Raw genomic sequence first — 23,769 nt, 5'->3', positions numbered from 1 at the left:
CCGTCCACCTTCCGGACCAGGCCCCGCAGCGGCTCGACGCATTCGCGCATGTCCTCGATCTCGGAGGGGTGCACCGATCCGGCGCCCCGGTTCCTCGTAGCCGTCCGGCGGGCCGCCGAGTTCGGGCGGTACGGCCGACCGCCAGGGCTGGTCGGTGAAGTACGCCAGGAGATCCGGGGACCACGGCCCGGCGTCGACGAGGGCGAAGAGCTCCTCGGGAAAGTCGACGCCATAACATTCGCGCACCACCTCGCGCGGGCCCAGGCCGCTCTCGTACAGTGCCCGCGCCAACCGGGCCATCGACGCGTAGTCGCCGCGCGACGCCTCGGCCCGCAGCCGTTCCGACGAGTCCCGGCGGTTCCGGGAAAGCGAAAAGGGCCTCGGATGGTCATCCGAAGCCCTTTTGACCTGGCTCAACGCCTGGTCGGGACGGCGGGATTTGAACCCACGACCCCTTGACCCCCAGTCAAGTGCGCTGCCAAACTGCGCTACGTCCCGGTGCCCGCCCTCGTCGAGCGGGCGTGCTTACTCTAGCGCAGTTCCCCGGCGGTTTCGCCCGCCACCGTGCCGCGGCCCGGGGGAACGCGAACGCCGGATCCTGCTTCGTGGGGCGGGCGGGACTCGAACCCGCGACCGATGGATTATGAGTCCACTGCTCTGACCGGCTGAGCTACCGCCCCGATCGGCCCGCTCCCGTGGCCGGTCGGCGGACGGGGCATGCCGCCGGTCATCTTAGCGGGGCGGCTCCGTCGCGGGCCACCGCGACGGCGGCCCGGCGGAGATCTCATCCCTCGGAGGGGGCGGTGTCATACCTGGTACCGATTCACTCGCGCGGTGACCGGTCGGTAGGGTCCCGGCTATGTCTCGACGTCTCGTGGTTCTGGTTCAGGCTCTCGTCGCGCTGGTCGTGGTGACGGCGTGCGACGGCGGGGGCGGCAAGCCCTCCGGGCCGCTGCCGGACGCCGGGCAGACGCTGCAGAAGGCGTCGCAGGCGATGGCGGGGCTCAAGAGCGTCGGCCTGACGCTGGCCACCGAGGACAAGCCGCCGATCATGGTGCAGGGCGGTGACCTGAAGCTGCTCCGCAACGGTGACGCCGAGGGCACCCTGCGGATCGAGCAGGCCGGGCAGGGCACCGAGATGCGGGTGGTGGCGCTGGGCGACACCTTCTACATCAAGTACGTGACCGGCGGGTGGCAGCGGCTGCCGAAGGCACTGGCCTCCCGGGTGTACGACCCGTCGGCCGTGCTGGACCCGCAGCGGGGCATCGCCAAGCTGCTGACCTCGGTGCAGTCGCCGAAGTCCGAGGCCGTGGAGAAGGTGAACGGCAGGGACGCCGTCCGGGTGAAGGTGCGGCTGCCGCAGGCGGCGATCGGCGGGCTGGTGCCGGGGATCACCTCCGACCTGGACGGGCAGGTGTGGGTGAGCACCGCCGACCACCGGCTGGTGAAGGTGCGCGGCGTGATCCCGGGTGAGGGCGGCAAGGGCGCGGTGACCATCGGCTTCACCGAGTTCGACGCCCCCTACAAGATCTCCGCGCCGAGGTGAGCCGGCGGGCGGCGCTCGGGGCCGGCGGCGGCGTGGTGCTGCTGGCGGCCCTGGACGCCTATGTGATCGCCTCGATCCTCATCGCGGTGGTGCGGGACCTGGACGTCCCGGTGAACCGCCTGGAGCGGATCACCCCCGTGCTGACGGGCTTCCTGCTCGGGTACGTGGCGGCGATGCCGCTGCTCGGGCAGTTGTCGGACCGGTTCGGGCGGCGTCCGCTGTTGCAGGTCTGCCTGGTCGTCTTCGCGGCCGGGTCGGTGGTGACGGCGTGGGCGGACGGCGTCGCGCTGCTGACGGCCGGCCGGGTCGTGCAGGGCGCGGCGGGCGGCGCGCTGCTGCCGGTCACGATGGCCCTGGCCGGGGACCTGTGGGAGGAGCGGCGGCGCCCGCTGGTGCTGGGCGCGGTCGGCGCGGCGCAGGAGCTCGGGATCGTGCTGGGACCGCTGTACGGGCTGGCGGTCGTGTGGCTGGTCGACGACTGGCGGTGGATCTTCTGGGCGAACGTCCCGCTGACGGCGGCCGCGATGGTGGCGGTCCAGCTGACGGTGCCGGGCGGGCGGCCGGAGCGCGACCGCCAGGGCGTCGACGTCGTCGGCGGCCTGCTGCTGGCGCTGGGGCTGGGCCTGCTGGTCGGCGGCCTCTACAACCCCGAGCCGGAGGAGTCGGTGCTGCCGCCCTGGGGCGTGCCGGCGGTGGCGGCGGGGGCGGTCGCGCTGGTGGCGTTCGTGGTCTGGGAGATCCGGACGCGGACCCGGCTGCTGGACCTGGCGGGGACGCGGCGGCGGCCGTTGCTGGCGACGCTGGGCGTGAGCTTCCTGTCGGGCGCGGCGCTGATGGCGACGCTGGTCGACGTCGTCCTGGTGGCGCAGACGCTGCTGAACAAGGACTCGGTGGACGCCACGCTGATGCTGATGTGGTTCCTGGTGGCGCTGCCGGTGGGGGCCGTGCTCGGCGGCGTGTGGGCGTGGCGGTCGGGCGAGCGCCTGCCGACGGCCGTGGGCATGGCGGTCGCGGCGGTCGGCTACCTGCTGATCGCGGCCTGGCCGCGGGACCCGGCGGGCGCCTCCTACGGTCCGCTCCCCCGCATGGACGTCGACCTGGCGGTGACGGGGCTGGGGCTCGGACTGGTGATCGCCCCGGTGTCGTCGGCGGTGCTGCGGCTCGTCCCGGCGGCGCGGCACGGGGTGGCGTCGGCGGCCGTGGTGGTGGCGCGGATGATGGGCATGCTGCTCGGGATCGCGGCGCTGTCGGGGTGGGGGTTCTACCGTTTCCACTCGCTGACGGCCGACCTGAGACCGCCGCTGCCGTTCCTCATGGAGAAGGAGGAGTTCGCGCGGGCGCTCGCGGACTACAAGGCCGCCGTGCAGGACGCGCTGCGCACCGAGTACCAGGAGATCTTCTGGATCACGGCGGGTCTGTGCGTCCTCGGAGCATTCCTCGCGCTGTTCTTGTCGGGCCGTGATAACGCGTCCGAAACGTCTGCTTCATCACCCGGACATCTCTTGACACGTTGATCACCTGGGCCGCAGGCTGACCGGAGTCGCTGTACTGACTGCTTGGTCACAAGCCTCGGGAGGTCACTGATGGACCCCGTGATCGAGGAACGGCCCGGCACGACGATCCGCGCGCGGGTGGCCGCGCGCGGGTTGAGGCTGACGGTCGCTCCGCTGCTGAGGCTGTGGCCGCTCACCCGGGCCGGTCTGCGGCCGGCGTGCACGATCGACCTGGCCTCGCCGGTGGTGCTGCCCGCGCCCCGCTGGGCGGACGTCGAGGGCGTGCGGCTCGCCGACGTCCGGGCCGAGTGGGTACGGGCCCCGCGGGTGGCGGACGACCGGGTGGTGCTGTACTTCCACGGCGGCGGGTTCTTCTCCTGCGGGCTGCGGACGCACCGGCGGATGCTGGCGCGGCTGTCGGCGGCGTCGGGCGTGCCGGTGCTGTCGGTGGCCTACCGGCAGCTGCCCGCCGCCCCGCTGTCCATGTCGGTGCGCGACTGCGTCCACGCCTACCGGTGGCTTCTGGAGCAGGGGTTCGCCCCGGAGCGGATCGTCGTGGCGGGCGACTCGGCGGGCGGGTTCCTGACGTTCGCGGCGACGCTGGAGGCGATGCGGGAGGGGCTGCCCTCCCCGGCGGCGCTGGTGGCGTTCGCGCCGCTGACGGACCTGGACCACGAGTCGAAGGTCGCGCACGCCAACGCCCGGCTGGAGGCGTACCTGCCCGCGCGGCGGGTGCGGCAGCTGGCGCGGATGCTGACCGAGGGCGCCGAGGAGCTGGACCCGGCGATCTCCCCGGTGAACGCCGACCTCGCCGGCCTGCCGCCGGTGCTGATCCAGGTCGGGTCCACCGAGATGCTGCTGCCGGACGCCGAGCTGATGGCCGAACGGCTCGCGGCGGCCGACGTGCCGTGCCGCCTCCAGGTGTGGCAGGAGCAGGTCCACGTGTTCCAGGTGTTCGCCGACCTGGTCCCGGAGGGGCTGGCGGCGATCCACGAGGCGGGCGCGTTCGTCCGCCAGCACACCGAGGACGCGTGGGCGGCGAGCGGGACCGTCGCCGCCTGAACGACCACACCCGGACATTTCGACTTTTCGTCCGATTAGCCGGAGGTCTATCGGGAAGCCACCCTGCACTCCCCCAACGATCCGGGACGGTGCGGACATGGAGCGGCTGAGCGGTCTGGACGCGACCTTCTACTTCGCCGAGTCGGAGAACACCCCCTGGCACATCGCGTCGGTGACGGTCTTCGAAGGCCCGGCGCCCGCCTACGGCGAGGTGGTCCGGGCGGTCCTCGCGAAACTGCCGGAGATCCCGCGCTACCGCCAGCGCGTCCGCACGGTCCCGTTCCACCTGGGCAACCCGGTGTGGGTGGACGACCCGCACTTCAACATCCTCTACCACGTCCGGCACACGGCGGTGCCGAAACCCGGCGGGCCGGAGGAGCTGCGGAACCTGGCGGGCCGCGTGCTGTCGCAGCGGCTGGACCTGAGCAAGCCGCTGTGGGAGATCTGGCTGGTGGAGGGCCTGGAGGGCGGACGCTGGGCGGCGATCTCGAAGGTGCACCACAGCGTGGTGGACGGGGTCGGCGGCGTGGACCTGCTGACCAAGCTGTTCGACCTGAGCCCGGACGCCGACCGTCCGCGGCCGGGCGAGCTGCCCGAGCCCGAGCACGGGCCCTCGGGGCTGTCGCTGCTGACGGGCACGGTCCGGGAACGGGTCGCCGAGACGGTCCGGCGGGCCCCCGACGTCCCGCGCATGGCGCGCTCGGCGCTGAGCGCGCGGACGCTGCGGACGCTCGGCCTGGACGTCCCGCGCGTGGTGGGGCGGCTGGCGCGCCCGGCGGCCGGCTCGCTGAACGGCCCGGTCGGCCCGCACCGCCGCTGGTCCTGGGTCCACGCCGACCTCGACGAGATCCGCCGGGTGCGCAAGGCGTTCGGCGGGACGGTCAACGACGTGATCCTGGCGGCCGTCGCCAACGGCTTCCGCGAGCTCCTCCAGGGCCGGGGCGAGCTGGCGGAGACCACCATCGTCCGCACCCTCGTGCCGGTCTCGGTCCGTGTCGACGCCCAGCGCGGCGAACTCGCCAACCGGGTGTCGGGCGTCCTGGTCAACCTGCCGGTCGGCGAGCCCGACCCGCGCCGCCGCCTGTTCGACGTCCGCGCGCAGATGGACGACGTGAAACGCACCCACCAGGCGGCGGGCGGCGAGGCGCTGACGAGGCTGGCGGGGTTCGCGCCGACGCTGATGGCGCTCGGCGCGCGCTACGCGCTGACCCGCACGCAGCCGCTGGTGCAGACGGTGGTCACCAACGTCCCCGGTCCCGGCTTCCCGCTGTACGTGCTGGGCCGCGAGCTGGTCGGGCTGTACCCGTTCGTACCGCTGGCGATGGGGGTGCGCGCCGGGGTCGCGGTGTTCTCCTACCGGGGGCGGCTGACGTTCGGGATCACCGGGGACTTCGACGCGATGCCGGACCTGGACGTGCTGGCCGACGGCGTCCGCAGCGGGTTCGACGACCTGGTCAAGCTCGCCGCCCAGGGCTGACGCCCGGCCGCCAGGGCGGCGACCTGGGGTTCTCCGGGCCATGACCGGATGTGGCCGCACCAACCCGCGACACCCTCAGTCAGATCGTTTGTCAGGAACCCGTCGGTGATGTTGGCTGAACCGACCCACCCTGGCGGGCGCCCCCGACGCCCCCGCGCTGTCCCATCCCCCCGATGTCAGAAAGACGGTGAGGCCGTGCACCGGATGAGCGGACTGGACGCCAGCTTCTACCTCCTGGAGGACGAGAACACGCCCCTGCACGTGGCGTCGGTGGTCGTCTTCGAGGGGCCCGCGCCCTCCTACGGCGACCTGATCCGGCAGGTCGTCGCCAAGCTCCCCCAGGTGCCGCGCTACCGGCAGCGGGTGCGGCCGGTGCCGCTGCACCTGGGCCGCCCGGTGTGGGCCGACGACCCGCACTTCAACATCCTCTACCACGTCCGCCACACCGCGCTCCCGCAGCCGGGCACCGACGAGCAGCTGCGCAACCTGGCGGGCCGGGTGCTGGCCCAGCGGCTCGACCCGGCCAAGCCGCTGTGGGAGATCTGGCTGGTGGAGGGGCTGGCCGACGACCGCTGGGCGATGATCGCCAAGGTGCACCACTGCATGGTCGACGGGGTCGCCGGGATGGACCTGGCCACGGTGATGTTCGACCTGACGCCCGACCACCGGCCGCCGGACCGGCTGCCCGACTGGGAGCCCGAGCCGGAGCCGACGGCGCTGGGCCTGCTGCGCGACGCCGCCCAGCGCGCCGTCACCCAGCCGGTCCGGCAGACCGGCGACGTGGTGCGCGGCCTCGGCGGGGTGCGGGAGGCGCGGCGGCTGCGCGACTTCGCGCTCGGCCTGACCCGCACGACCGCGCGGTTCGCCAGCCCGTCGGCGGGGTCGCTGAACGGCCCCATCGGCCCGCACCGGCGCTGGTGCTGGCAGCAGGCGCCGCTGGAGGACGCCAAGCGGATCCGCAAGGCGCTCGGCGGCACCGTCAACGACGTCGTCCTGACCGCCGTGGCCGCCGGGTACCGCGACCTGCTGGAGGCGCGCGGCACGCTCACCGAGGACACGGTCGTGCGGTCGGCGGTGCCGGTGTCGGTGCGCGCCACCGACCAGCGCGGCGAGATGAACAACCGGGTCGCGGCCGTGTTCGTGAACCTGCCCGCCGGGGTCGCCGACCCGCTGGAGCGGCTGCGCCGCGTCCGCGAGCAGACCGACGACGTCAAGCGCAGCGGGCAGGCGGCGGGCACGCGGACGTTGACGCGGCTCACCGACGCGGCGGTCGCGCCCGCGCTGCTGTCGCTGGGCGCGCGCGTGCCGGTCCGGCTGCGGCAGGATCTGGTGCAGACCGTCACCACCAACGTCCCCGGACCCGACTTCCCGCTGTACGTGATGGGCCGCCGGGCGCTGGAGATGCACCCGTACGTGCCGCTCACCGGCGGGATCCGGGTGGCCACCGCGATCGTGTCGTACTGCGGGACGCTGTATTTCGGGATCACCGGGGACTTCGACGCGATGCCGGACCTGGACGTGCTGGCCAAGGGCGTGCGGGGCGGCCTCGCCGAGCTGCTGAGGGCCGCGCCGTGAGCCGCGGCGCCGGGACGCGGGCGCGCCGCGTCCCGGCGGATCGCGGCGAGGTCTGTTCGATCTCCGCACTCGGGAATATCCTGGAAAAAGAAGATAAACAACCTCTTACCGAGCGCTTTCCTGCGGGGAGGTGACGGCGATGAGCAGCCCCGGACGCAGGACGCTGCGGCGGCGCCTCGGCCTGGAACGCAATCCGCTGCGAAGGCCGATCGACCGGATCCAGCGGTGGATCGCCCTCGCCCTGCTGCTGTTCACGGTGGCCGCCGCGCCGCCCGCCGCCCTGTGGTGCGCGGGGCTCGCCCACGACGCGGGCACCCGGGCCGAACGCGCCGAGCGCGCCTCCCGCCACCAGGTCACCGCGACGGTGACGGCGGTCGGCGGCGTCGGCTCGCGCGGCGACCGGTACGTCCACGAGACCGTGCAGGCGACCTGGGCCGCTCCCGACGGCGGCGCGCGCGAGGGAACGCTGCCGGGCTGGCGCGACGTCCGGGCGGGCCAGACCACCAGGATCTGGGTCGACGCGCGGGGCCGGGTCGCGCCCAGGCCCCGGCCGCACAGCCGCACCGTGACCGACACGGTCTACGCGGGCGTGGCCGCCGCCCTGGCGGCGGGCGCGCCGTCGCTGCTGGGGTACCTGCTGCTGCGCCGCCGCTGCGACCGCCGCCGCGACGCGATGTGGGACGCCGCCTGGGCGCGGATGGACGCCGACGCGGGCCGCAACCACCCGTTCTGACGCCCGGCCCGCCTCCCGCCGCGCCGGCGCCTGGCCGCCTCCCCGATGTCAGGCTTTACTTATCGGCATGGCTGATCCGCGAGTGGTCATCGTCGGCGCCGGGATGTCGGGTCTGTGCATGGCGGTCAAGCTGCTGGACGCGGGCGTGCGCGACCTCGTCCTGTACGAGAAGGCCCCCTCCCTCGGCGGAACCTGGCGCGACAACACCTACCCCGGCCTGACCTGCGACGTTCCCTCCCGCTTCTACCAGTACTCGTTCGCGCTGAACCCCGGATGGACCCACCGCTACTCCCCCGGCCCCGAGATCCGCGACTACCTGGAACGCGTCGCCGACGCCCGCGGGGTGCGCCGCCACATCGTGTTCGGCACGGAGGTGACGGCGGCCGAGCACACCGGTGGCCGCTGGCGCGTCACCACCACGCGCGGCACCGACGAGGCCGACTTCCTGGTCTCGGCGACCGGCGTGCTGCACCATCCGCGCCGCCCCGACATCCCGGGGCTGGACACGTTCGCGGGCCCGGCGTTCCACTCGGCCCGCTGGGACCACGGGGCGCGGCTGGAGGGCCGGCGGGTGGCGGTCGTCGGCACCGGCTCGACCGGCGTCCAGATCACCACGGCCCTGGCGGGCCGGGCGTCCCGCCTGCTGCTGTTCCAGCGCACCGCCCAGTGGGTCTTCCCGGTGGGCAACCACCGCTACACCGACCTCACCCGGCGCGCCCACCGGCGCCTGCCGGTCCTGGACCGGCTCTTCTACCGCCTCCACGAGACCCTGCTGAGCGCGCTGCTGGCGCGCGCCCTGGTCGCTCCCGGCCGGCGGCGCGACCTGATCGACCGGATCTGCCGCCGCCATCTGGAGACGGTCGCCGACCCCGGGCTGCGCCGCAGGCTCACCCCGCCCGACCGCCCGATGTGCAAGCGCCTGATCGGCTCGCGCGGCTTCTACGAGGCCGTGCAGCGCGACGACGTGGACGTGGTCACCGAGCCGATCGACCACGTGGAGCCCCGGGGCGTCGTCACCGCCGACGGCGTCCTGCACGAGATCGACGTGCTGGTCCTGGCGACGGGCTTCGACGCCCACGCCTACCTGCGCCCGATCAGGCTCACCGCCCCCGACGGGCGCACCCTGGAGGACGCCTGGCGCGACGGCCCCCGCGCCTACCGCACGGTCGCGCTCCCCGGCTTCCCCAACTTCTTCATGCTGATGGGCCCGCACAGCCCGATCGGCAACTACTCCCTCATCGCCATCGCCGAGGCGCAGGCCGACTACGTCTGCGGCTGGGTCCGCCGGTACCGGGCGGGCCTGTGCCGGTCGGTGGCCCCCACCCAGGAGGCCACCGACCGCTACAACCGGGCCCTGCGCGACGCCCTCCCCCGGACGGTCTGGACCTCCGGCTGCCGGAGCTGGTACCTCGGCAAGGACGGCCTGCCGGAGCTGTGGCCGTGGACCCCGCGGTCCCACGCCCGCATGCTCGCGGTCCCGCACCTGGAGGAGTTCACGGAGGTGGACGCCATGGCGCCGGAACGCGGATGAGGCGGGCGCGGATGAGGCGGGCGCGGTGTCAGGGCGCGGACGCCACCGCGCGCCGGCGGGCGGCCGGGACGATGAGCGGGGTGCCGGTCTCCGGGTCGGGGATCACCTGGCAGGGGAGGTGGAAGACCTTCTCCACCAGTTCCGCCGTCACCACCTCGCCCGGAGGCCCCTCGGCGACGATGTCCCCGTCGCGCATGGCGATCAGGTGCGTGGCGTAGCGGGCGGCGTGGTTCAGGTCGTGCAGGACCGCCACCACCGTGCGGCCCTGTTCGTGCAGGTCGGCGCAGAGGTCGAGGATCTCGATCTGGTGGGCGATGTCCAGGTACGTCGTCGGCTCGTCCAGCAGCAGGATCGGGGTCTGCTGGGCCAGGGCCATCGCGATCCACACGCGCTGGCGCTGGCCGCCCGACAGCTCGTCCACGTAGCGGTCGGCGAGCTCGGCGACGCCGGTGGCCGCCATGGACTCGCCGACGACGCGCTCGTCCTCCCGGGACCACTGGCGCAGCAGTCCCTGGTGCGGGTAGCGGCCCCGGGCCACCAGGTCCGCGACCGTGATGCCCTCGGGGGCGATCGACGACTGCGGGAGCAGGCCGAGGGTGCGGGCCAGCTTCTTGGCGGGCCAGGAGCCGATGCGCTCGCCGTCCAGCAGCACGGCCCCGGCGGCGGGCCGCAGCACCCGGGCCAGGGCGCGCAGCGTGGTGGACTTGCCGCACGCGTTCGGCCCGACGATCACGGTGAACGAGCCGTCCGGAACGGCCACGTCCAGGCCCGTGGCGATGGTGCGCCGGTCGTAGGCCAGCGTCAGGTCCTCGCCGACGAGGCGGGGCTGCTTGTTGTCGCTCATATCCGTCCGCTCTTGCGTTCTCTCACCAGAAGCCACACCAGGTACCCGCCGCCGAGCAGGCCCGTCACCACGCCCACCGGCAGCTGGCGGCCGGAGACGGCGTGCTGGGCGAGCCAGTCGGCGGCGACCATCAGCGCCGCGCCCATGCACAGCGAGGCCGTCAGGTTGGGGCCGGTCGTGCGGGTCAGCCGCCGCGCGAGCTGCGGGGCGGTCAGCGCGATGAACGACACCGGCCCCGCCGCCGCGGCCGTCAACGCCGTCAGCAGCACCGCCGAGCCCAGCATCAGCACGCGGGTCGCCGTCACCGGAACGCCGAGGGCGAGGGCGGACTCGTCCCCCATCTCCAGCATCCGCAGCGGCCGGCCGAACCCGGCCACGACGAGCGGGACCAGGACCGCCAGCGCGATCAGCAGCGGGGCCGAGTCGCCCCAGTCGCGGCCGTCCAGCGAGCCGGTCAGCCACACCATCGCCCGCGCCGCCTCAAGGATCTTGGCCTGGGTGAGCAGGTAGCCGTTGACGCCGGTGAGGATCGCCGCGACGCCGATGCCGAACAGCACCAGGCGCTGCCCGTGCGCGCCGTGCCGTCCGGCCAGCGCGTGGATCGCCAGGCCCGCCAGCAGCGCGCCCGCCACCGATCCGGCCGCGACCGCCGCGCTGCCGCCGCCGACCAGCACGATCATCACCAGCGCCCCGGCGGCCGAGCCCTGGGAGAAGCCGAGGATGTCGGGGCTGCCGAGGGGGTTGCGGGTGAGCGACTGGAACAGCGCCCCGGCCAGGCCGAGGCCCGCGCCGACGGCCAGCGCGGTGCCGACGCGGGGCAGCCGCAGCTTGTTGACGATGAAGTCCTGCGCGGGGTCGCCGTTGCCGAGCAGGGTCCGCACGACCTCGGCGGGGCTCATCTGGAAGTCGCCGGAACCGATCAGCACGACGGCGACGGCGCCCGCCAGCAGCGCGCACCCCGCCGCCGCGACCAGCGCGCGCGGCCGGAACCGCCCCGACACCCCGGCGGCGCGGATGACCGCCTGCCTCACGCGGCCACCGCCTTGCGCCTGCGCACGAAGTACAGGAACACCGGCCCGCCGATGACGACGGTCAGCACGCCCGCCTGCACCTCCGACGGCCGCGCGACCACGCGGCCCAGCACGTCGGCGACCAGCATCAGCACCGGGGACAGCACCGCGCAGTAGGGCAGCAGCCAGCGCAGGTCGGGGCCGGTGAGGGCGCGCACCAGGTGCGGCACCATCAGCCCGACGAACGCGATCGGCCCGCACGCCGCCGTCGCCGCCCCGCACAGCAGCGTGATGACCACGACGCCGACGGCGCGGGCGCGCGCCGGGTTCGCGCCGAGCGCCTGCGCGGCGTCGTCGCCCATGGCCAGCGCGTTCAGCGGCCGCGCCAGCAGGAACGCGACCGCCAGCCCGGCCAGCGTGAACGGCAGGAGCTGCCACACGATCGACGCCTGCGCCGACGCCAGCGACCCCACGATCCAGAACCGCATCTGGTCGAGCGCGGCGGTGTCGAGCAGTTGCACGGCCTGCACGTAGGAGTACAGGGCGGCGTTGAGGGCGGCCCCGGCCAGCGCCAGCCGCGCCGGGGTGGCGCTGCGCCCGCCGCCGACCGCGTACAGCAGGACGGCGACCGCGCCGGACCCGGCGAACGCGAACCACACGAACCCGGCGAACGTCGACACCCCCAGGAACGAGATCGCCGTCACGACCGCCGCCGCCGCGCCCGCGTTGATGCCGAGGATGCCCGGGTCGGCCAGGGGGTTGCGGGTGAGGGTCTGCATCACCGCGCCCGCCACGCCCAGCGCCGCCCCGGCCAGCAGGCCGAGCAGGGTGCGGGGCAGCCGCATCTGGTGGACGACGCTGTAGCCGGGCGCGTCGGGGTCGACCAGTCCGCGCCAGGCGTCGCCGAGCGACATCGGCCGCGCGCCGACGCCGAGGCTGATCAGGGAGACGACGGCGAGCGCCAGCAGCGCCGCCAGCAACCCCGCCGAACGGGTCAGGCGGCGCGGCGGACCGGACGCCGTGCGGGTCGCCGCGGACGGCGACGGTGGGTGTGTGGTGAGGGACAACCTGGTGCTTCCGCGCATCGGGCGGCGACCGGGGTCGGCCCCGCCACTGGACAAAGGCTTAGGTTAGGTTAACCTAAGCCGGAACCGATCAATATGGGCACGCCCCGTTTAGTCACAAGGAATGACCGAAATGCCGAACCCCGCAGCCCGTTCCCTGTCCCGTCGCGGTCTGCTGACCGCCGGTGGCGCCGTCGCCGTCGGCGCCCTCCTCGCGGCCTGCGGCGGGAAGGAGAAGGACGGCGCGGCCGTCGCGGGCCAGGGGTCCGCCTCCGGCCCGTGGACGTTCACCGACGGCCGTGGCAAGCAGCTCAACCTGCCCGCCCGCCCGAAGCGCGTCGTCGCCTACGTCGGTGCCGCCGCCGCGCTGTGGGACTTCGGGATCCGCGACCAGATCATCGGCGTGTACGGCCCGGCCAAGCTGCCCAACGGCCGGCCCGACCCCCAGATCGGCGACGTGGACGTCGACAAGGTCACCGTCATCGGCAACGCCTACGGCGAGTTCAACATCGAGAAGTACGCCGCGCTGCGCCCCGAACTGCTGGTCGACCACATCTTCGTCCAGGACCAGCTCTTCTACGTCCCGGCCGAGCACAAGGACAAGATCTTCGCCGTGGCGCCCAGCGCCGGCGTCCTGGTCGGCCGCGTCCCGCTGCCCAAGGCGATCGAGAACTACGCCGCCCTCGCCGCCTCGCTCGGCGCGGACCTGAAGGCCGCCCCGGTCGTGGAGGCCAAGGCCCGCTTCGACCGCGCCGCGCAGGCCATCCGCGACGCCGTCAAGGCCAACCCCGGCGTGAAGGTCCTGGCGGGCGCGGGCATGGCCGACAACTTCTACGTCTCCAGCCCGGCCAAGAACTCCGACATCATGTACTTCAAGGAGCTGGGCGTCGACTTCGTCGTGCCGCAGCAGGTCGACAAGGACGGCTACTTCGAGGCGCTGAGCTGGGAGAACGCCGACAAGTACCACGCGGACGTCATCATGCTCGACGCCCGCACCCAGTCGCTGCAGCCCCCGGCGCTGGCGTCCAAGCCGACCTGGAAGGACCTGCCCGCGGTCAAGAACGACCAGGTCATCCCGTGGCACCCCGAGCCGAGGTTCTCCTGGGCGGGCTGCGCCCAGAACATGGAGGCCCTGGCCAACACCATCAAGTCCGCCAAGAAGGTCCGCTGACCCGGTAGCACCGGCCGAACAGGGAGCGTCCCCCCATGAGCGCCTTCGACTTCTTCGAGCTGCGCGTGCTGCGGACCGAGCGGCTCGGTCCGACGCTGCTGCGGATCACACTCGGCGGCGACCGCGCCGACGAGTTCGTCTCCGGCGGCCGCGACCAGCGGTTCAAGCTGTTCCTGCCGCACCCCCACCAGGAGACCCCGGTGGTCCCGGCCGACGCGGGCGAGGACGAGTGGTTCGCGCGATGGCGGGCCATGGACCCGGCCGAACGGGCGATCATGCGGACCTACACCGTCCGCGCCCAGCGTCCCGGCGAGATCGACGTGGACTTCGCCCTGCACGGTGACGGGGGCCCGGCCTCGCGCTGGGCCGCCTCCGCCCGGCCGGGCGACCCCGTCACGCTCATCGGCCCGCTCGTCGCCGACAACGGCGGGGTCGACTTCAACCCGCCGCGGGACGCCGACCGGATCCTGGTGTTCGCCGACGAGACGGCGCTCCCGGCCGCCGGGGGCATCCTGGAGTGGCTGCCCTCCGGGACCCGGGCGCACGCCTGGATCGAGGTCCCGCACGCCGCCGACCGCCAGGACTTCGAGGCCAAGGCCGACGTCGAGGTCACCTGGCTGGTCCGCGACGAGGGAGGGTCCCTGCTCGACGCCGTCCCCGCCGCCGACCTGCCGCTCGACGGCGCGCCGTACGCGTGGATCGCGGGAGAGTCCGGCACGGTGAAGAAGCTGCGCCGCCACCTGGTCAACGAGCGCGGCATGGACCGCAGGTCCGTGCGGTTCATGGGCTACTGGCGGCGCGGCGCGTCCGAGGAGGACCTGCTCGGCGAGGTCCTCCAGGGCAAGGACCCGCACACCTCCGAGGACTGAGCGGAGCGGCGGGCCGCCACCGGCGGGTGGGCGGCCACGCCGGGTCGGGTGGACGGGATCGTCCAGTTCGGCGGGGGGCGCGTGACGGAAAAGATCCTTCCGGCGCTTTAGGTCATAGGTGACTTTCGGGTCACGCTTCCTGTCCGTCCGTGGGAGCCTCCCTCGTCGAAGGAGCGGTCGCATGACCGAGACGATCAGCAGACCTACCCGGATCAACGGCGCCGCGCCCACCCCGGCCACCGTGGACACCGTCTCCGAGCGGGAGCTCCGGAGGCTGCTGGCGGCGCTCACCGCCGTGCACGACGGCGACTTCGGCGCCCGGCTGCCCCAGGACGGCGGCGGGCTGCCCGGCGAGATCGCCGCGGTCTTCAACGGCGTGGCCGGCCGGCTCTCCCGGCTCACCTCCGAGGTGACGCGCGTGGCCAGCGAGGCCGCCACCGGGGAACAGGCCGTCGTGCCCGGCGCGTCGGGGGCGTGGCGGGACCTGACCGACTCGGTGAACGTGATGGCGGACACCGCCGCGTCCGGGGACGGAGGCGAACTCCCGGCGACCATGGGCCACGAGCTGCGCTCCCCGCTCAACTCCATGCTCGTGCTGGCCCGGCTGCTCGCCCAGAACCCGACCCGCAACCTCACCCCCGAGCAGGTCCGGTACGCGGACACCATCCACTCCGCCGGGTCGGACCTGCTCCGGCTCATCAACGACCTCCTCGACCGGCCGAAGACCGACGCCGGGCGGTGGGAGGCCGGCGTCGAGCCGCTGGACCCGCGCGCGGTGCTGGACGACGTGCCCGCCCCGCGGGCGCCGGAGACGGCCGGGCCGGGCCGGTTGCTGGTGCTGGAGTCCCGGGAACGGGGCCTGCTGGAGCTGCTCGCCCGCGACGTGGAGGCCGACCTGCCCGGCGCCCGGGGGCCGCTGCGGATCACCGCCGTCACCGGCGCCGACGCCGCGATGCGGGCGCTGGCCGGGAAGGGGTTCCGCTGCGTGGTGCTGGACCTGGACGCCGACGACGCCGAGGCGTTCCTGCGGCGCCTGGACGCCGTCCCCGACCTGCGCGCCCTGCCGGTGCTGGCCTACCACGCCCGCACGCTGCCGCCCGCCCGGGAACACCTGCTGCGGAGCCTGGCCCGCACCCGCCCGCTGGAACGGCTGCCCAGCCTCGACGAGCTGCGCGAGCGCATCACCCTGCACCTGTCGGCGGAGGCGCCGCACGAGGTTCCGGCGCTGGACCCGCGGGCGGCCGAGGAGCCCGCCGCGCCCGCCGACGGCGGCCTGGCGGGCCGCCGGGTACTGGTCGTCGACGACGACGCCCGCAACGTCTATGCCCTCACCAGCGTCCTCGAACTGCACGGCGCGGAGGTCGTGTACGCCGACAACGGCCGCGCGGGCGTGGAGGCGCTGGCGAGCACCCCCGGCATCGACCTGGTGCTGATGGACGTGATGATGCCGGAGATGGACGGGTACGCCGCCACCGCCGCGATCCGCGCGATGCCCGAGCACGCCGACCTGCCGATCATCATGGTGACCGCCAAGGCGATGCCCGGCGACCGGGAGAGGTCCCTGGCCTGCGGCGCCAGCGACCACGTCACCAAGCCGGTGGACGCCGCCGACCTGCTCGCCCGGATGCGCGACCGGCTCGGCCCGTGACGGGACCGGTCCCTCACCAGGGGGTGTTCCACTCCCGGGAGGCGGGCTGGAGCTCGGGGAACGCGGCCGGGGTGCGGGTGACGTCCCAGCCCCGGTCCCGCGCGAGGCTCGCGAGGTGGATGGCCCCGTGGACGGCCGCGCCGCCGGGGTTGTTGTTGAAGTAGACGAAGACGTCCTCGTCCTTGCGCCAGACGCGGTCGATGTCGTCCATCCAGCGTTCGACGACCTCCTGGTCGTACATCGGCCACGGTTCGGCGGTGCCCTCGTGCAGGCGCACGAACGCCCAGCCGGCCGTCCGCCACAGCGGCGTGGCGGGCTTGTCGAGCATGTCCGCCCAGCACAGGGCCGCGCCGTGGCGTTCCAGGACGGTCCGCACCTCGTCGGTCCACCAGGAGTCGTGCCGGGGTTCGACGGCGACGCGGACGTCGCCGGGGAAGCAGCGCAGGCACTCGTCGAGGCGGTCGGGAGCGGCGCGCATGCGCGGCGGGAGCTGGAGGAGGATCGGGCCGAGCCGGTCGCCGAGGCCGCGCGCGGCCTCGACCAGGCCCTCCACCAGCTCCTTGGGGTCCTTCAGCCGCCTGGTGTGGGTGAGTTCGCGGCTCGCTTTGACGGCCATGACGAAGCCGTCGGGGAGCCGTTCCCGCCACCCCTCGAACGTGCGGCGCGCGACCGGGTAGTAGAAGGCGCTGTTGTTCTCGACGGTGTCGAACGACTCGGCGTAGTGCTCCAGCCAGCGCCGCTTGGACACGCCCTTCGGGTAGAACCCGCCCACCCAGTCGTCGTACGACCATCCTGAGGTGCCCACCATCATCGGCATGGCGGCTTCCTTCCCGGAAGGAGGCCGCCCTCACCTCACCGCCGGAGGATCACTGGTAGGCGGGCGCGAACCAGCGCGCCTTGTAGAACTGCGCCTGCGGCAGCGTCCGCGTGGCGTCCCACCTCCGCTTGCCGAAGAACTCGGCGGTGTCGGTGCACCAGGTGGTGGCGCAGCCCTGCTTGGGCCTGGTCAGCAGCACCTGCCCGGTGGCGGGGTGGTCGCCGACGGCCTTCACCAGCGGCAGGCCCTTCACCTTCGCGGCGTGCCGGAAGTCCTGGCGGAACTTCCGGGAGGTCTTGTCGTACTGGTACACGCCGGTGTTCGTGGTGATCCAGAGCCGGTCGCGGTCCCCGTGCACCGGGGCGAGGTCGTGCCCGCCGTAGGTGGGCAGCGTCTCGCGGCGCTTCTCGGTCAGCGTGGGGGCGGCGGCCGTTCCGCCGACCTCCAGCTCGACCAGGTGGTCGTCGCCGATCGCCCAGAGGGTGCGGCGGCGCGGGTCCCACAGCACGCCGTGCCCGCCCTTGAGCCTGAACTCGGTGTAGGCGCCGGCGGCGGGCCCCTGGGAGGCGGCGTAGACGCGGACCCATCCGCCGTGGCTCGCGGCGGCGGCGATGTTGCCGTCCGGCAGCAGCTCGGCGGCGTGGACGTTGCTGGGGCCGCCCGCGTGGGTGGCCCACAGGCGCCTGCCGGACGGGAACTCCACGGCGCCGATGTACCCGGCCGAGTCGCCGGACAGCACGTACAGCCTCCCGCCCGCGCGGCGGACCCGGACGTCGGAGATCGTCCCGAAGCCGGAGGCGACGTCGCCGAACCCGTTGGCGGCGGTCGGCCGCCACGTCCACACCCGCGCGGCGGGGTCGTCCCACCGCCGTCGCGCGGCGTCCAGCACGACGATCTGGTCGCCGCCCTGGTCGCCGCCGACGACCCAGCCGACCGCCTTGCCCTGCGTCCGGTCGGCGGGCGCGGCCAGCGCGGTCCGCAGCGTGGACGGCAGCGGGTCGGTGGGCGGAACGGGCGCGGCGTGAACGGGTGCGGCGGGTGCGGCGTGGGCGGGTGCGGGGACGAACGCCGCCACGGCGGCGGCGAGGGCCAGGGCGGGCGCGAACCGGCGCGGCATGGTGCCTCCAGGGGACCGGGAGCGAGGATGCCCCTGGAGCCTGCTGCGGCCAAGCGGACCCGCCGTGACGCCCGCCGGACCGCCGCGTGATCACCCGGTGACGGGCGGGTGGTCCAGGAAGGCGCGCATCTGCCGGATCTGCGCGGTGCGGGACCGTTCGACGCGCCCGGCCAGGTCCCGCGCGAACGCGTTGCCTCCCTTGCCCAGTTCGGCGCGTGCCATCTGCACCGCGTCGTCCTGGTGGGCGATCAGCACGTTGAGGAACCGGCGTTCGAACGCCGCGCCGCGCTCGCGCTCCAGCGCCTTGACGGCCCGGTCCCCGGAGGCGGGCATCCCGCCGTGCGCGGCGTGCCCGCGCGGGTCGGCGGTCGGCGGCTGCCGCCGTTCGCGCAGCCATCCGGCCATCGTCTGGATCTCGTTGACCTGCGTCGTCTCGATGGCGGCGGCGAGCGTCCGCACCTGCGGCCGGACCGGGCGGTCCCTGGCCAGCCGCGCGATGCGGACGCCCTCGCCGTGGTGGGCGACCATCATCTGCAGGAACATCACGTCGTCGGCGGTGAAGTCCCGCCCGCCCCGCCCGCCGCATCCGGCGAGCGGGGCGAGCAGGGCCAGCCCGAGGACGGCCGCCCCGAGACGCCGCGTTACGCCGCGCGCCACAGTGCCGGGGTGGACGGCGGTTCCCAGCCGGGGATCGCGGTGTGCGGCTGGAGGCAGACGTAGGACGCGCCGCCGTGGGTCACGCGGTCACCGGCCTGGTAGGCGGTCCCGGACGCCCAGGTCCCGCCCGGCTGCCCGGTCGGCGTCGGCGTGGGGGTGGGCGTCGGGGTGGGCGTGGAGGTGGGCGTGGAGGTGGGCGTGGGGGTCGGCGTCGGGCCGGTGGTGCCGCCGAAGTCCACGTCCGAGCAGGTGTAGAACGCCTCCTGGCTGCCCACCACGCGCTGCCAGATCGAGTAGATCAGGTGGCGGCCGGTGCGCTGCGGGAGGTTCAGCGTCCACTTGGTGAAGGTGGTGGGGTTCTGGTTCCGGAACGTGGCCAGGGGCTCCAGGTCCGACCAGCGCAGCGGCTGGGTCGGGCTCCAGCCCTGGCGGGTGATGTAGTACTCGAAGTTGCTGTTGGAGTGCGGCGCGCTGGCGTGGTACGTCACGGTCAGCGGGCCGGGCGCGACGCGCTTGGCGGGCCAGTCGGCGCGTTGCAGGTCGAGTCCGCGGTACTTCTCGCGGCCCGCGCTGCACAGCCTGCCGTCGGGGATGATCTCGCGGTGCCGTCCGCCCGCCTCCAGCAGCGACACCTCGTTCCAGTCGTAGAACGCCTGGGTGCCGCCCGCCGCGACGGCGGCCTTGCAGGCGTCGGACTTCGGAGTCTCGGGGCCCTCGTTCTTGCAGACGTAGACGCGGCTGGGCGGGTCGGACAGGGTGCCGTGCGCGTGGGCGGGCGCGGCGGGCGCCACGACGGCGGCGATCGAGGCGGCGGGGACCAGGGCGGCCGTGAGCGCGGCCTTGGCGGGGGTCTTCATGGAGCCAGGCTCCTCGGTCGGTACGGACAGGGCGGGGGGAACGTCCGGACGCATTTCCGACAGGAAAGTTTCCTATCGGATTGCGAGCACCGTAACCACCTGGTCATCTCCCGGCAAGGCCCGGCCCCGTCCCGGTCCCCGACCACCCCAGCTCACCGGGCGGACCGCCCGGCGCCCCGGGGAAGTTCGGCATGATCCGCCCATCCGGGGCCGCCCGCGTTGGCATGATCACTGCCGTTCCCCGGCCACCCCCGGCGCGTGCCTCAGGAGAACCGCCAGCGCGTGGCGCCGTGCGGTTCGGCGGTCGCGACCCCCACGGCGGCGTGCGGGGTGAAGCGGTACAGGTACCAGGGCGGCGGCCCGGCGCTCTGCGCGCTGTACGGGGCGGTCACCGCGTCCCCGTCGCGCTCGGACGGCCAGCCCGAGGCGCGGTAGAACGCCGTCACCCGGTCGATCTCGTCCGGGTCGGTGGTGCAGTGCGCCTCCCCCTCCAGCACGAGGTCGACGCCGGGCAGCCGGAACGACAGCGTGCAGGCGGGGTTGGCGGCCAGGTTCCGCGACTTGCGGGTGCCGGGACCGCTGGTGAAGTAGATCCACCCGCCGTCCTCGACGCACCCGATCCCCGCCGAGCGGGGCCGCCCGTCGGGACCGACGGTCCCCAGGAACTGCGCCGTCCCGGCCTTGGTCAGCTCGCCCAGCACCGCGGCCACCCGGCTCCAGGGAAGCTCGGCCTCCCCGTAGATGTTCAGGTCCTTCGCCGAAACGGGTTCGGGCAGCATCGGGTCCTCCTTCATCGTGCATCGTGCATCGTGCTTCGTCGTGCCGTCACGGGTCATGACCGGCCGCGACCGGAGAACTCATCGGCGCCGGCCCGGGCGAAAATGATCGGTGCGGAGCGGGCGGACGGTGCGAGGATGCCGCCATGCCCCTCGACTCCCATCTCCTCATGGCGTTCGCCGTCACCACCCTCGTCGCGATGATCACCCCGGGCCCGGACATGCTGTTCGTGCTGGGCTGCGGGATGCGCGGCGGCCCCCGCGCCGGGCTGCTGGCCACCGCCGGGGTCGCCACCAGCGAGGCCGTCCACGTCGCGGTCGCCGCCGCCGGGCTCGTCGCGCTGTTCGCGGCGGTCCCGGCCGCGTTCACCGTGGTGCGGGTCCTCGGCGCCGCCTACCTGATCTACCTGGGCGTCCAGATGATCCGCCACCGCGGCAGCGGCCTGGACGACGCCCCCGAGCGCGCGGGCGGCATGTCGGGCCGCCGCGCCTACCTCAACGGCCTGGTGACCAACCTGCTGAACCCGAAGATGGTCACCTTCACCCTCGCGTTCCTGCCCCAGTTCATCGACCCCGGCCTCGGGCACGTGTGGCTCCAGTTCGCGGTCCTGGGCGCCGTGCTGATCGCGCTGGAGTTCGTCGTCGACGGGCTGGTGGGCGTGCTGGCCGGACGGATCGGCGGCTGGCTGCGCCGCCGCCGGGCCGCCCACCGCCGCATCGACACCGCCACCGGCGGCCTGTTCATCGGGCTCGGCGTCCGCCTGGCCGCCGAACGCTGACGCGCCCCGGGGCCCCCTCCGTCAGGGGGCCCCGGACTCGGCGCGGCGGCACCGCTCGGCCGCGCACGCCCGCAGCCGGCCCAGCCAGGACGCCAGCCGCGGCTCGACCGGGTCGGTCCCGGCGAGGTTGCGCAGCTGGTGCGGGTCGGTCCACAGGTCGTACAGCTCGCGTTCCCGCGTGACGTACTCCAGGTACAGGTAGCGGTCGGTGCGCAGCCCGGCGAACGCCGGAAGGTACGCCTTCTCGCGGGTCGCGGGCGTGTAGGGCGGCGCGGAGTCGCCCGGCCCCGCCGGGCGGGTCGCCCGCGCCGTCCCGTGTTCCAGCAGGAACGCGTCGCGCCCCGAGGTCCCGCCGCCCTTGAGCAGCGACCGCAGCGACCGCCCGTCCACGAACGACGGCGCCCTGGCCCCGGCCAGCTCGGCGATGGTGGGCGCGATGTCGACGTTCCCGGCCAGCGCGTTCACCCGCCGCCCCGCCGGGACGCCCGGCCCGCGCACCACGAACGGGACGCGCGTGTCGCCCTCGTACCCGGTGTTCTTGCCGGGGGCCATCCGGTACTGGCCCATGTGGAATCCGTTGTCGGAGGTCACCACGAGATAGGTGTTCTTCAGGCGGCCCTTGGCGCGCAGCGCCTCCACCAGCGACTCCACCATCTCGTCGATCGCCGCGACCGACCGGGCCCGCTGCCGGAACAGCTCGTCCCACTCCTCCTTCTCCCCGCGCGTCACGCGGGGCAGCCGCCGCAGCTCGGCCGGGCGGCCCGTCATGTCGGGCGGGTCGTAGGCGGGACCGCGCGGAGCCTTCGCCCCCGGGTACAGCGAACGGTGCCGGGGCGCCGGGATCGCGGGCGGGTGCGGCGCGGTCGGGGTGACGTAGGCGAAGAACGGCCGTTTGTCGGCGGCGGCGACGAAGCCCCGCGCCTCCTCGGCCAGCACGTCGGTGAAGTACGTCCTGGGCGACGGCTTGCGGTGGACGATCCGCCCGTTGACGTTGAGGGTGTAGTCGAACCCCCGGAACGGGTTGCCCGCCACCGGGCTCACCCACGTGTCCCAGCCCGGCGGGACGTAGGTCTCCGGGACGCCGGGCGCCTGCTCGGGGTAGCCGTTGAGGTACTTGCCGAACAGACCGGTGCGGTAGCCCGCGCTGCGCAGCCAGGTGGCCAGCGTCGACTTCTCCTGGCCGCTCCCGTGGAACTCGCGGAACCCTCCGTTGGGCGGGTTGTTGCTCCAGACGCCGGTGTTGTGGGCGTACTGCCCGCGCAGCAGCGTCGCGCGGGACGGGCAGCACCAGGGCAGGTTCGCGTAGAAACGGCTCAGCGTGGTGCCCTGCTCGGCCAGCAGCCGCCGCACGCGAGGCATGTAGGGCATCAGGCTCTCGTCGAGGTCGTCGGCGAGCACGACGATGAAGTTGGGCCGGTCGGCGGGGGGTCGGGGACCGGGCCCGTCCGCGCGCGACCCCGGAAGGCAGGCGGTGAGGAGCAGCAGGAGGGCCGGCAGGTACCACAGGCGGTTGCGCAAGAGGGGGTTCTTCCTGGGGGTCAGCGGCGCACGCCGAAGCGGCGCCGGGGGCGGGGCGGGGCGGGCTGGAAGTCGGACCGGTCGACCATCGCCAGGACCGCCGCCGCGGCGGCGTCGGCGACCTGGTCGGGGGTGAGCGGCCGGTGCACGTCCCGTTCGGCGTCGAACCGCAGGTCGTCCAGGTCGCCCACGATCCGCGCCCCGGTGGCCTCCAGGTCGGCCACGTCCGCGCGGCTCCAGTCCTCCACCAGGTGCCGCGCCGAATCGGGCACCCCGACACGGGGACCGCGCCCGGACCGCGGCAGCAGGCCGCTCAGCAGGAGGCGCTCCCGCGCGGCCCGCGCGCTGTAGGTGTCCCAGCCCGCCTCCTCCAGCAGCCGGTTGAGGCGGACCAGCACCAGCGTCTCGGGCATGGTGAGCCCCGAGTGGGTCCGGCGCGTCAGCACCTGCTCCGGCGGCCGGCCGGCGAACTCCGCGACGCCGATCGCGGCGGTGAACAGCCGCCACAGCCGGTCGGGCGGCGACCCGGGGTTGACGACGACGGTGACGCGGTCCGCCCCGACCTCGCGGGCCCAGCGGCGCACCAGCCCCCCGATCGCGAACGCCCGCCAGTGGTGCTGGTCGTGCTCCAGCTCGATCGACTCGGGCCCCTGGTCCCGCTGGGCGGCGAGCGTCTCGAAGAACGTCCCGATCTCCTGGCGGCGGCCGTTGCGGACGTGCTGCTGCCACAGCGACGGCAGCGCCCGGCCCAGCCCGCGCGTGGTGATCACGACCTCGACCTCGGCGGGGGCGAACTCGCCGACGACCCGCCGCACCGCCGCCGAGCGCACCACCGACAGCGCCTCGGCCGAGATCAGGACCGTGCCGGGCCACTCGGCGGCCCTGGCCGCCAGGCGGGTCCACTTGTCCTCCTCGGCGGCGGCCCGCTCGGCGGACACCCAGGGGTACTCGGTGCCGAGCAGCCCGTAGGTCGCGCGCTCGTGGTTCTCCACGGCGTCGGGGAGCACGTCGCGCAGCGACGGGGGGAACAGCACGCCGGTCTCGGCGGCGAGCGCGTCGGCACAGTGCCCCAGAACCTCCTGGAGATAGGTGGTGCCCGACTTCTGCTGTCCGATATGGAGGATCACCTTCGCGGCCACGCGCGGCAGGTTAGTGACCCCCCGCCCGCTTTCCGGCGAAAACACGACCCCGTTCGGGAACGCTTCCCCGAACGTTCACCACCGCC

General features: G+C 74.1%; 21 protein-coding genes and 2 tRNA genes. 11 read left to right on the top strand and 12 right to left on the bottom strand.

What is annotated here, in order from left to right:
- Positions 1 to 421: 421 nt before the first annotated feature.
- Positions 422 to 498: transfer RNA gene (locus AKI01S_RS24755), tRNA-Pro, on the bottom strand.
- 108 nt (positions 499 to 606) lie between these two features.
- Positions 607 to 680: transfer RNA gene (locus tag AKI01S_RS24750), tRNA-Ile, on the bottom strand.
- A 179-nt stretch (positions 681 to 859) separates the two neighbouring features.
- On the opposite strand from AKI01S_RS24750, the gene AKI01S_RS24745 reads away from it, so the two are divergent.
- The 7 genes from AKI01S_RS24745 (at position 860) to AKI01S_RS24715 (ending at position 9,417) form a co-directional block, all read left to right on the top strand.
- Complete coding sequence (locus AKI01S_RS24745; RefSeq protein ID WP_067822686.1) at positions 860 to 1,546, top strand: LppX_LprAFG lipoprotein; 687 nt, start codon at positions 860 to 862, stop codon at positions 1,544 to 1,546.
- The gene (locus tag AKI01S_RS24740; RefSeq protein WP_067822683.1) at positions 1,543 to 3,060 is read left to right on the top strand and encodes an MFS transporter; all 1,518 of its coding nucleotides are present in this window, start codon (positions 1,543 to 1,545) and stop codon (positions 3,058 to 3,060) included. Before AKI01S_RS24745 ends, AKI01S_RS24740 begins: the two co-directional genes overlap by 4 nt.
- Before the next feature lie 69 nt (positions 3,061 to 3,129).
- Complete coding sequence (locus tag AKI01S_RS24735) at positions 3,130 to 4,101, top strand: alpha/beta hydrolase (protein WP_067822680.1); 972 nt, start codon at positions 3,130 to 3,132, stop codon at positions 4,099 to 4,101.
- A 97-nt stretch (positions 4,102 to 4,198) separates the two neighbouring features.
- Entirely contained in the window at positions 4,199 to 5,578 is a 1,380-nt protein-coding gene (locus AKI01S_RS24730; protein WP_067822676.1) for a WS/DGAT/MGAT family O-acyltransferase, read from the top strand.
- A gap of 204 nt (positions 5,579 to 5,782) precedes the next feature.
- Positions 5,783 to 7,153: a WS/DGAT/MGAT family O-acyltransferase gene (locus AKI01S_RS24725; protein WP_067822673.1), complete on the top strand. Its 1,371-nt coding sequence runs from the start codon at positions 5,783 to 5,785 to the stop codon at positions 7,151 to 7,153.
- Positions 7,154 to 7,292: 139 nt separating this feature from the next.
- Positions 7,293 to 7,886: an Rv1733c family protein gene (locus AKI01S_RS24720; protein WP_067822671.1), complete on the top strand. Its 594-nt coding sequence runs from the start codon at positions 7,293 to 7,295 to the stop codon at positions 7,884 to 7,886.
- 67 nt (positions 7,887 to 7,953) lie between these two features.
- Positions 7,954 to 9,417: a flavin-containing monooxygenase gene (locus tag AKI01S_RS24715; protein WP_067822668.1), complete on the top strand. Its 1,464-nt coding sequence runs from the start codon at positions 7,954 to 7,956 to the stop codon at positions 9,415 to 9,417.
- 28 nt (positions 9,418 to 9,445) lie between these two features.
- Here the strand turns inward: AKI01S_RS24715 and AKI01S_RS24710 are convergent, their stop codons facing one another.
- The 3 genes from AKI01S_RS24710 to AKI01S_RS24700 are packed head-to-tail and all read right to left on the bottom strand — an operon-like array spanning position 9,446 to position 12,338.
- Positions 9,446 to 10,261: an ABC transporter ATP-binding protein gene (locus AKI01S_RS24710; RefSeq protein WP_067822665.1), complete on the bottom strand. Its 816-nt coding sequence runs from the start codon at positions 10,259 to 10,261 to the stop codon at positions 9,446 to 9,448.
- Entirely contained in the window at positions 10,258 to 11,292 is a 1,035-nt protein-coding gene (locus AKI01S_RS24705) for a FecCD family ABC transporter permease (protein WP_067822662.1), read from the bottom strand. Before AKI01S_RS24705 ends, AKI01S_RS24710 begins: the two co-directional genes overlap by 4 nt.
- Positions 11,289 to 12,338 (bottom strand): FecCD family ABC transporter permease, encoded by a 1,050-nt coding sequence (locus tag AKI01S_RS24700; RefSeq protein ID WP_245681763.1) that lies wholly within the window; start codon positions 12,336 to 12,338, stop codon positions 11,289 to 11,291. The genes AKI01S_RS24705 and AKI01S_RS24700 overlap by 4 nt, the downstream gene beginning before the upstream one ends.
- A gap of 130 nt (positions 12,339 to 12,468) precedes the next feature.
- Here AKI01S_RS24700 and AKI01S_RS24695 point away from each other — a divergent pair, with 130 nt between their 5' ends.
- The 3 genes from AKI01S_RS24695 (at position 12,469) to AKI01S_RS24685 (ending at position 16,023) form a co-directional block, all read left to right on the top strand.
- Positions 12,469 to 13,506, top strand: coding sequence for an ABC transporter substrate-binding protein (locus tag AKI01S_RS24695; RefSeq protein WP_067822656.1), 1,038 nt, complete (start codon positions 12,469 to 12,471; stop codon positions 13,504 to 13,506).
- Positions 13,507 to 13,541: 35 nt separating this feature from the next.
- A complete protein-coding gene (locus AKI01S_RS24690; RefSeq protein WP_067822653.1) occupies positions 13,542 to 14,375 on the top strand; it encodes a siderophore-interacting protein in 834 nt (277 codons plus the stop codon).
- 181 nt (positions 14,376 to 14,556) lie between these two features.
- Positions 14,557 to 16,023 carry a response regulator gene (locus AKI01S_RS24685; protein WP_067822649.1) on the top strand — a complete coding sequence of 489 codons (1,467 nt, stop codon included), beginning with the start codon at positions 14,557 to 14,559 and terminating at the stop codon, positions 16,021 to 16,023.
- 13 nt (positions 16,024 to 16,036) lie between these two features.
- Here AKI01S_RS24685 and AKI01S_RS24680 read toward each other — a convergent pair whose 3' ends face one another.
- The 5 genes from AKI01S_RS24680 to AKI01S_RS24660 form a co-directional block, all read right to left on the bottom strand.
- Positions 16,037 to 16,840: a DUF72 domain-containing protein gene (locus AKI01S_RS24680; RefSeq protein ID WP_067822646.1), complete on the bottom strand. Its 804-nt coding sequence runs from the start codon at positions 16,838 to 16,840 to the stop codon at positions 16,037 to 16,039.
- 49 nt (positions 16,841 to 16,889) lie between these two features.
- Entirely contained in the window at positions 16,890 to 17,957 is a 1,068-nt protein-coding gene (locus AKI01S_RS24675) for a DUF6528 family protein (protein ID WP_084000201.1), read from the bottom strand.
- Positions 17,958 to 18,047: 90 nt separating this feature from the next.
- Complete coding sequence (locus AKI01S_RS24670; RefSeq protein WP_067822644.1) at positions 18,048 to 18,614, bottom strand: DUF305 domain-containing protein; 567 nt, start codon at positions 18,612 to 18,614, stop codon at positions 18,048 to 18,050.
- Positions 18,599 to 19,471: a lytic polysaccharide monooxygenase auxiliary activity family 9 protein gene (locus AKI01S_RS24665; protein WP_084000199.1), complete on the bottom strand. Its 873-nt coding sequence runs from the start codon at positions 19,469 to 19,471 to the stop codon at positions 18,599 to 18,601. The genes AKI01S_RS24670 and AKI01S_RS24665 overlap by 16 nt, the downstream gene beginning before the upstream one ends.
- A 263-nt stretch (positions 19,472 to 19,734) precedes the next feature.
- Positions 19,735 to 20,250, bottom strand: coding sequence for a pyridoxamine 5'-phosphate oxidase family protein (locus AKI01S_RS24660; protein WP_067822722.1), 516 nt, complete (start codon positions 20,248 to 20,250; stop codon positions 19,735 to 19,737).
- Positions 20,251 to 20,393: 143 nt separating this feature from the next.
- Here AKI01S_RS24660 and AKI01S_RS24655 point away from each other — a divergent pair, with 143 nt between their 5' ends.
- Entirely contained in the window at positions 20,394 to 21,026 is a 633-nt protein-coding gene (locus tag AKI01S_RS24655) for a LysE family translocator (RefSeq protein ID WP_067822641.1), read from the top strand.
- A 21-nt stretch (positions 21,027 to 21,047) separates the two neighbouring features.
- Here the strand turns inward: AKI01S_RS24655 and AKI01S_RS24650 are convergent, their stop codons facing one another.
- Together AKI01S_RS24650 and AKI01S_RS24645 are read right to left on the bottom strand one after the other, a co-directional pair.
- On the bottom strand, positions 21,048 to 22,544 hold the full coding sequence (locus AKI01S_RS24650; RefSeq protein ID WP_067822638.1) for a sulfatase family protein: 1,497 nt from the start codon (positions 22,542 to 22,544) through the stop codon (positions 21,048 to 21,050).
- Between the two features lie 20 nt (positions 22,545 to 22,564).
- On the bottom strand, positions 22,565 to 23,683 hold the full coding sequence (locus tag AKI01S_RS24645) for a hypothetical protein (protein ID WP_067822635.1): 1,119 nt from the start codon (positions 23,681 to 23,683) through the stop codon (positions 22,565 to 22,567).
- Positions 23,684 to 23,769: the final 86 nt, after the last annotated feature.

Origin of the sequence: Actinomadura kijaniata NBRC 14229 (assembly GCF_001552175.1) — a bacterium.
GTDB classification, from domain to species: domain Bacteria; phylum Actinomycetota; class Actinomycetes; order Streptosporangiales; family Streptosporangiaceae; genus Spirillospora; species Spirillospora kijaniata.
This window is presented reverse-complemented; position numbering and strand designations above follow the sequence as displayed.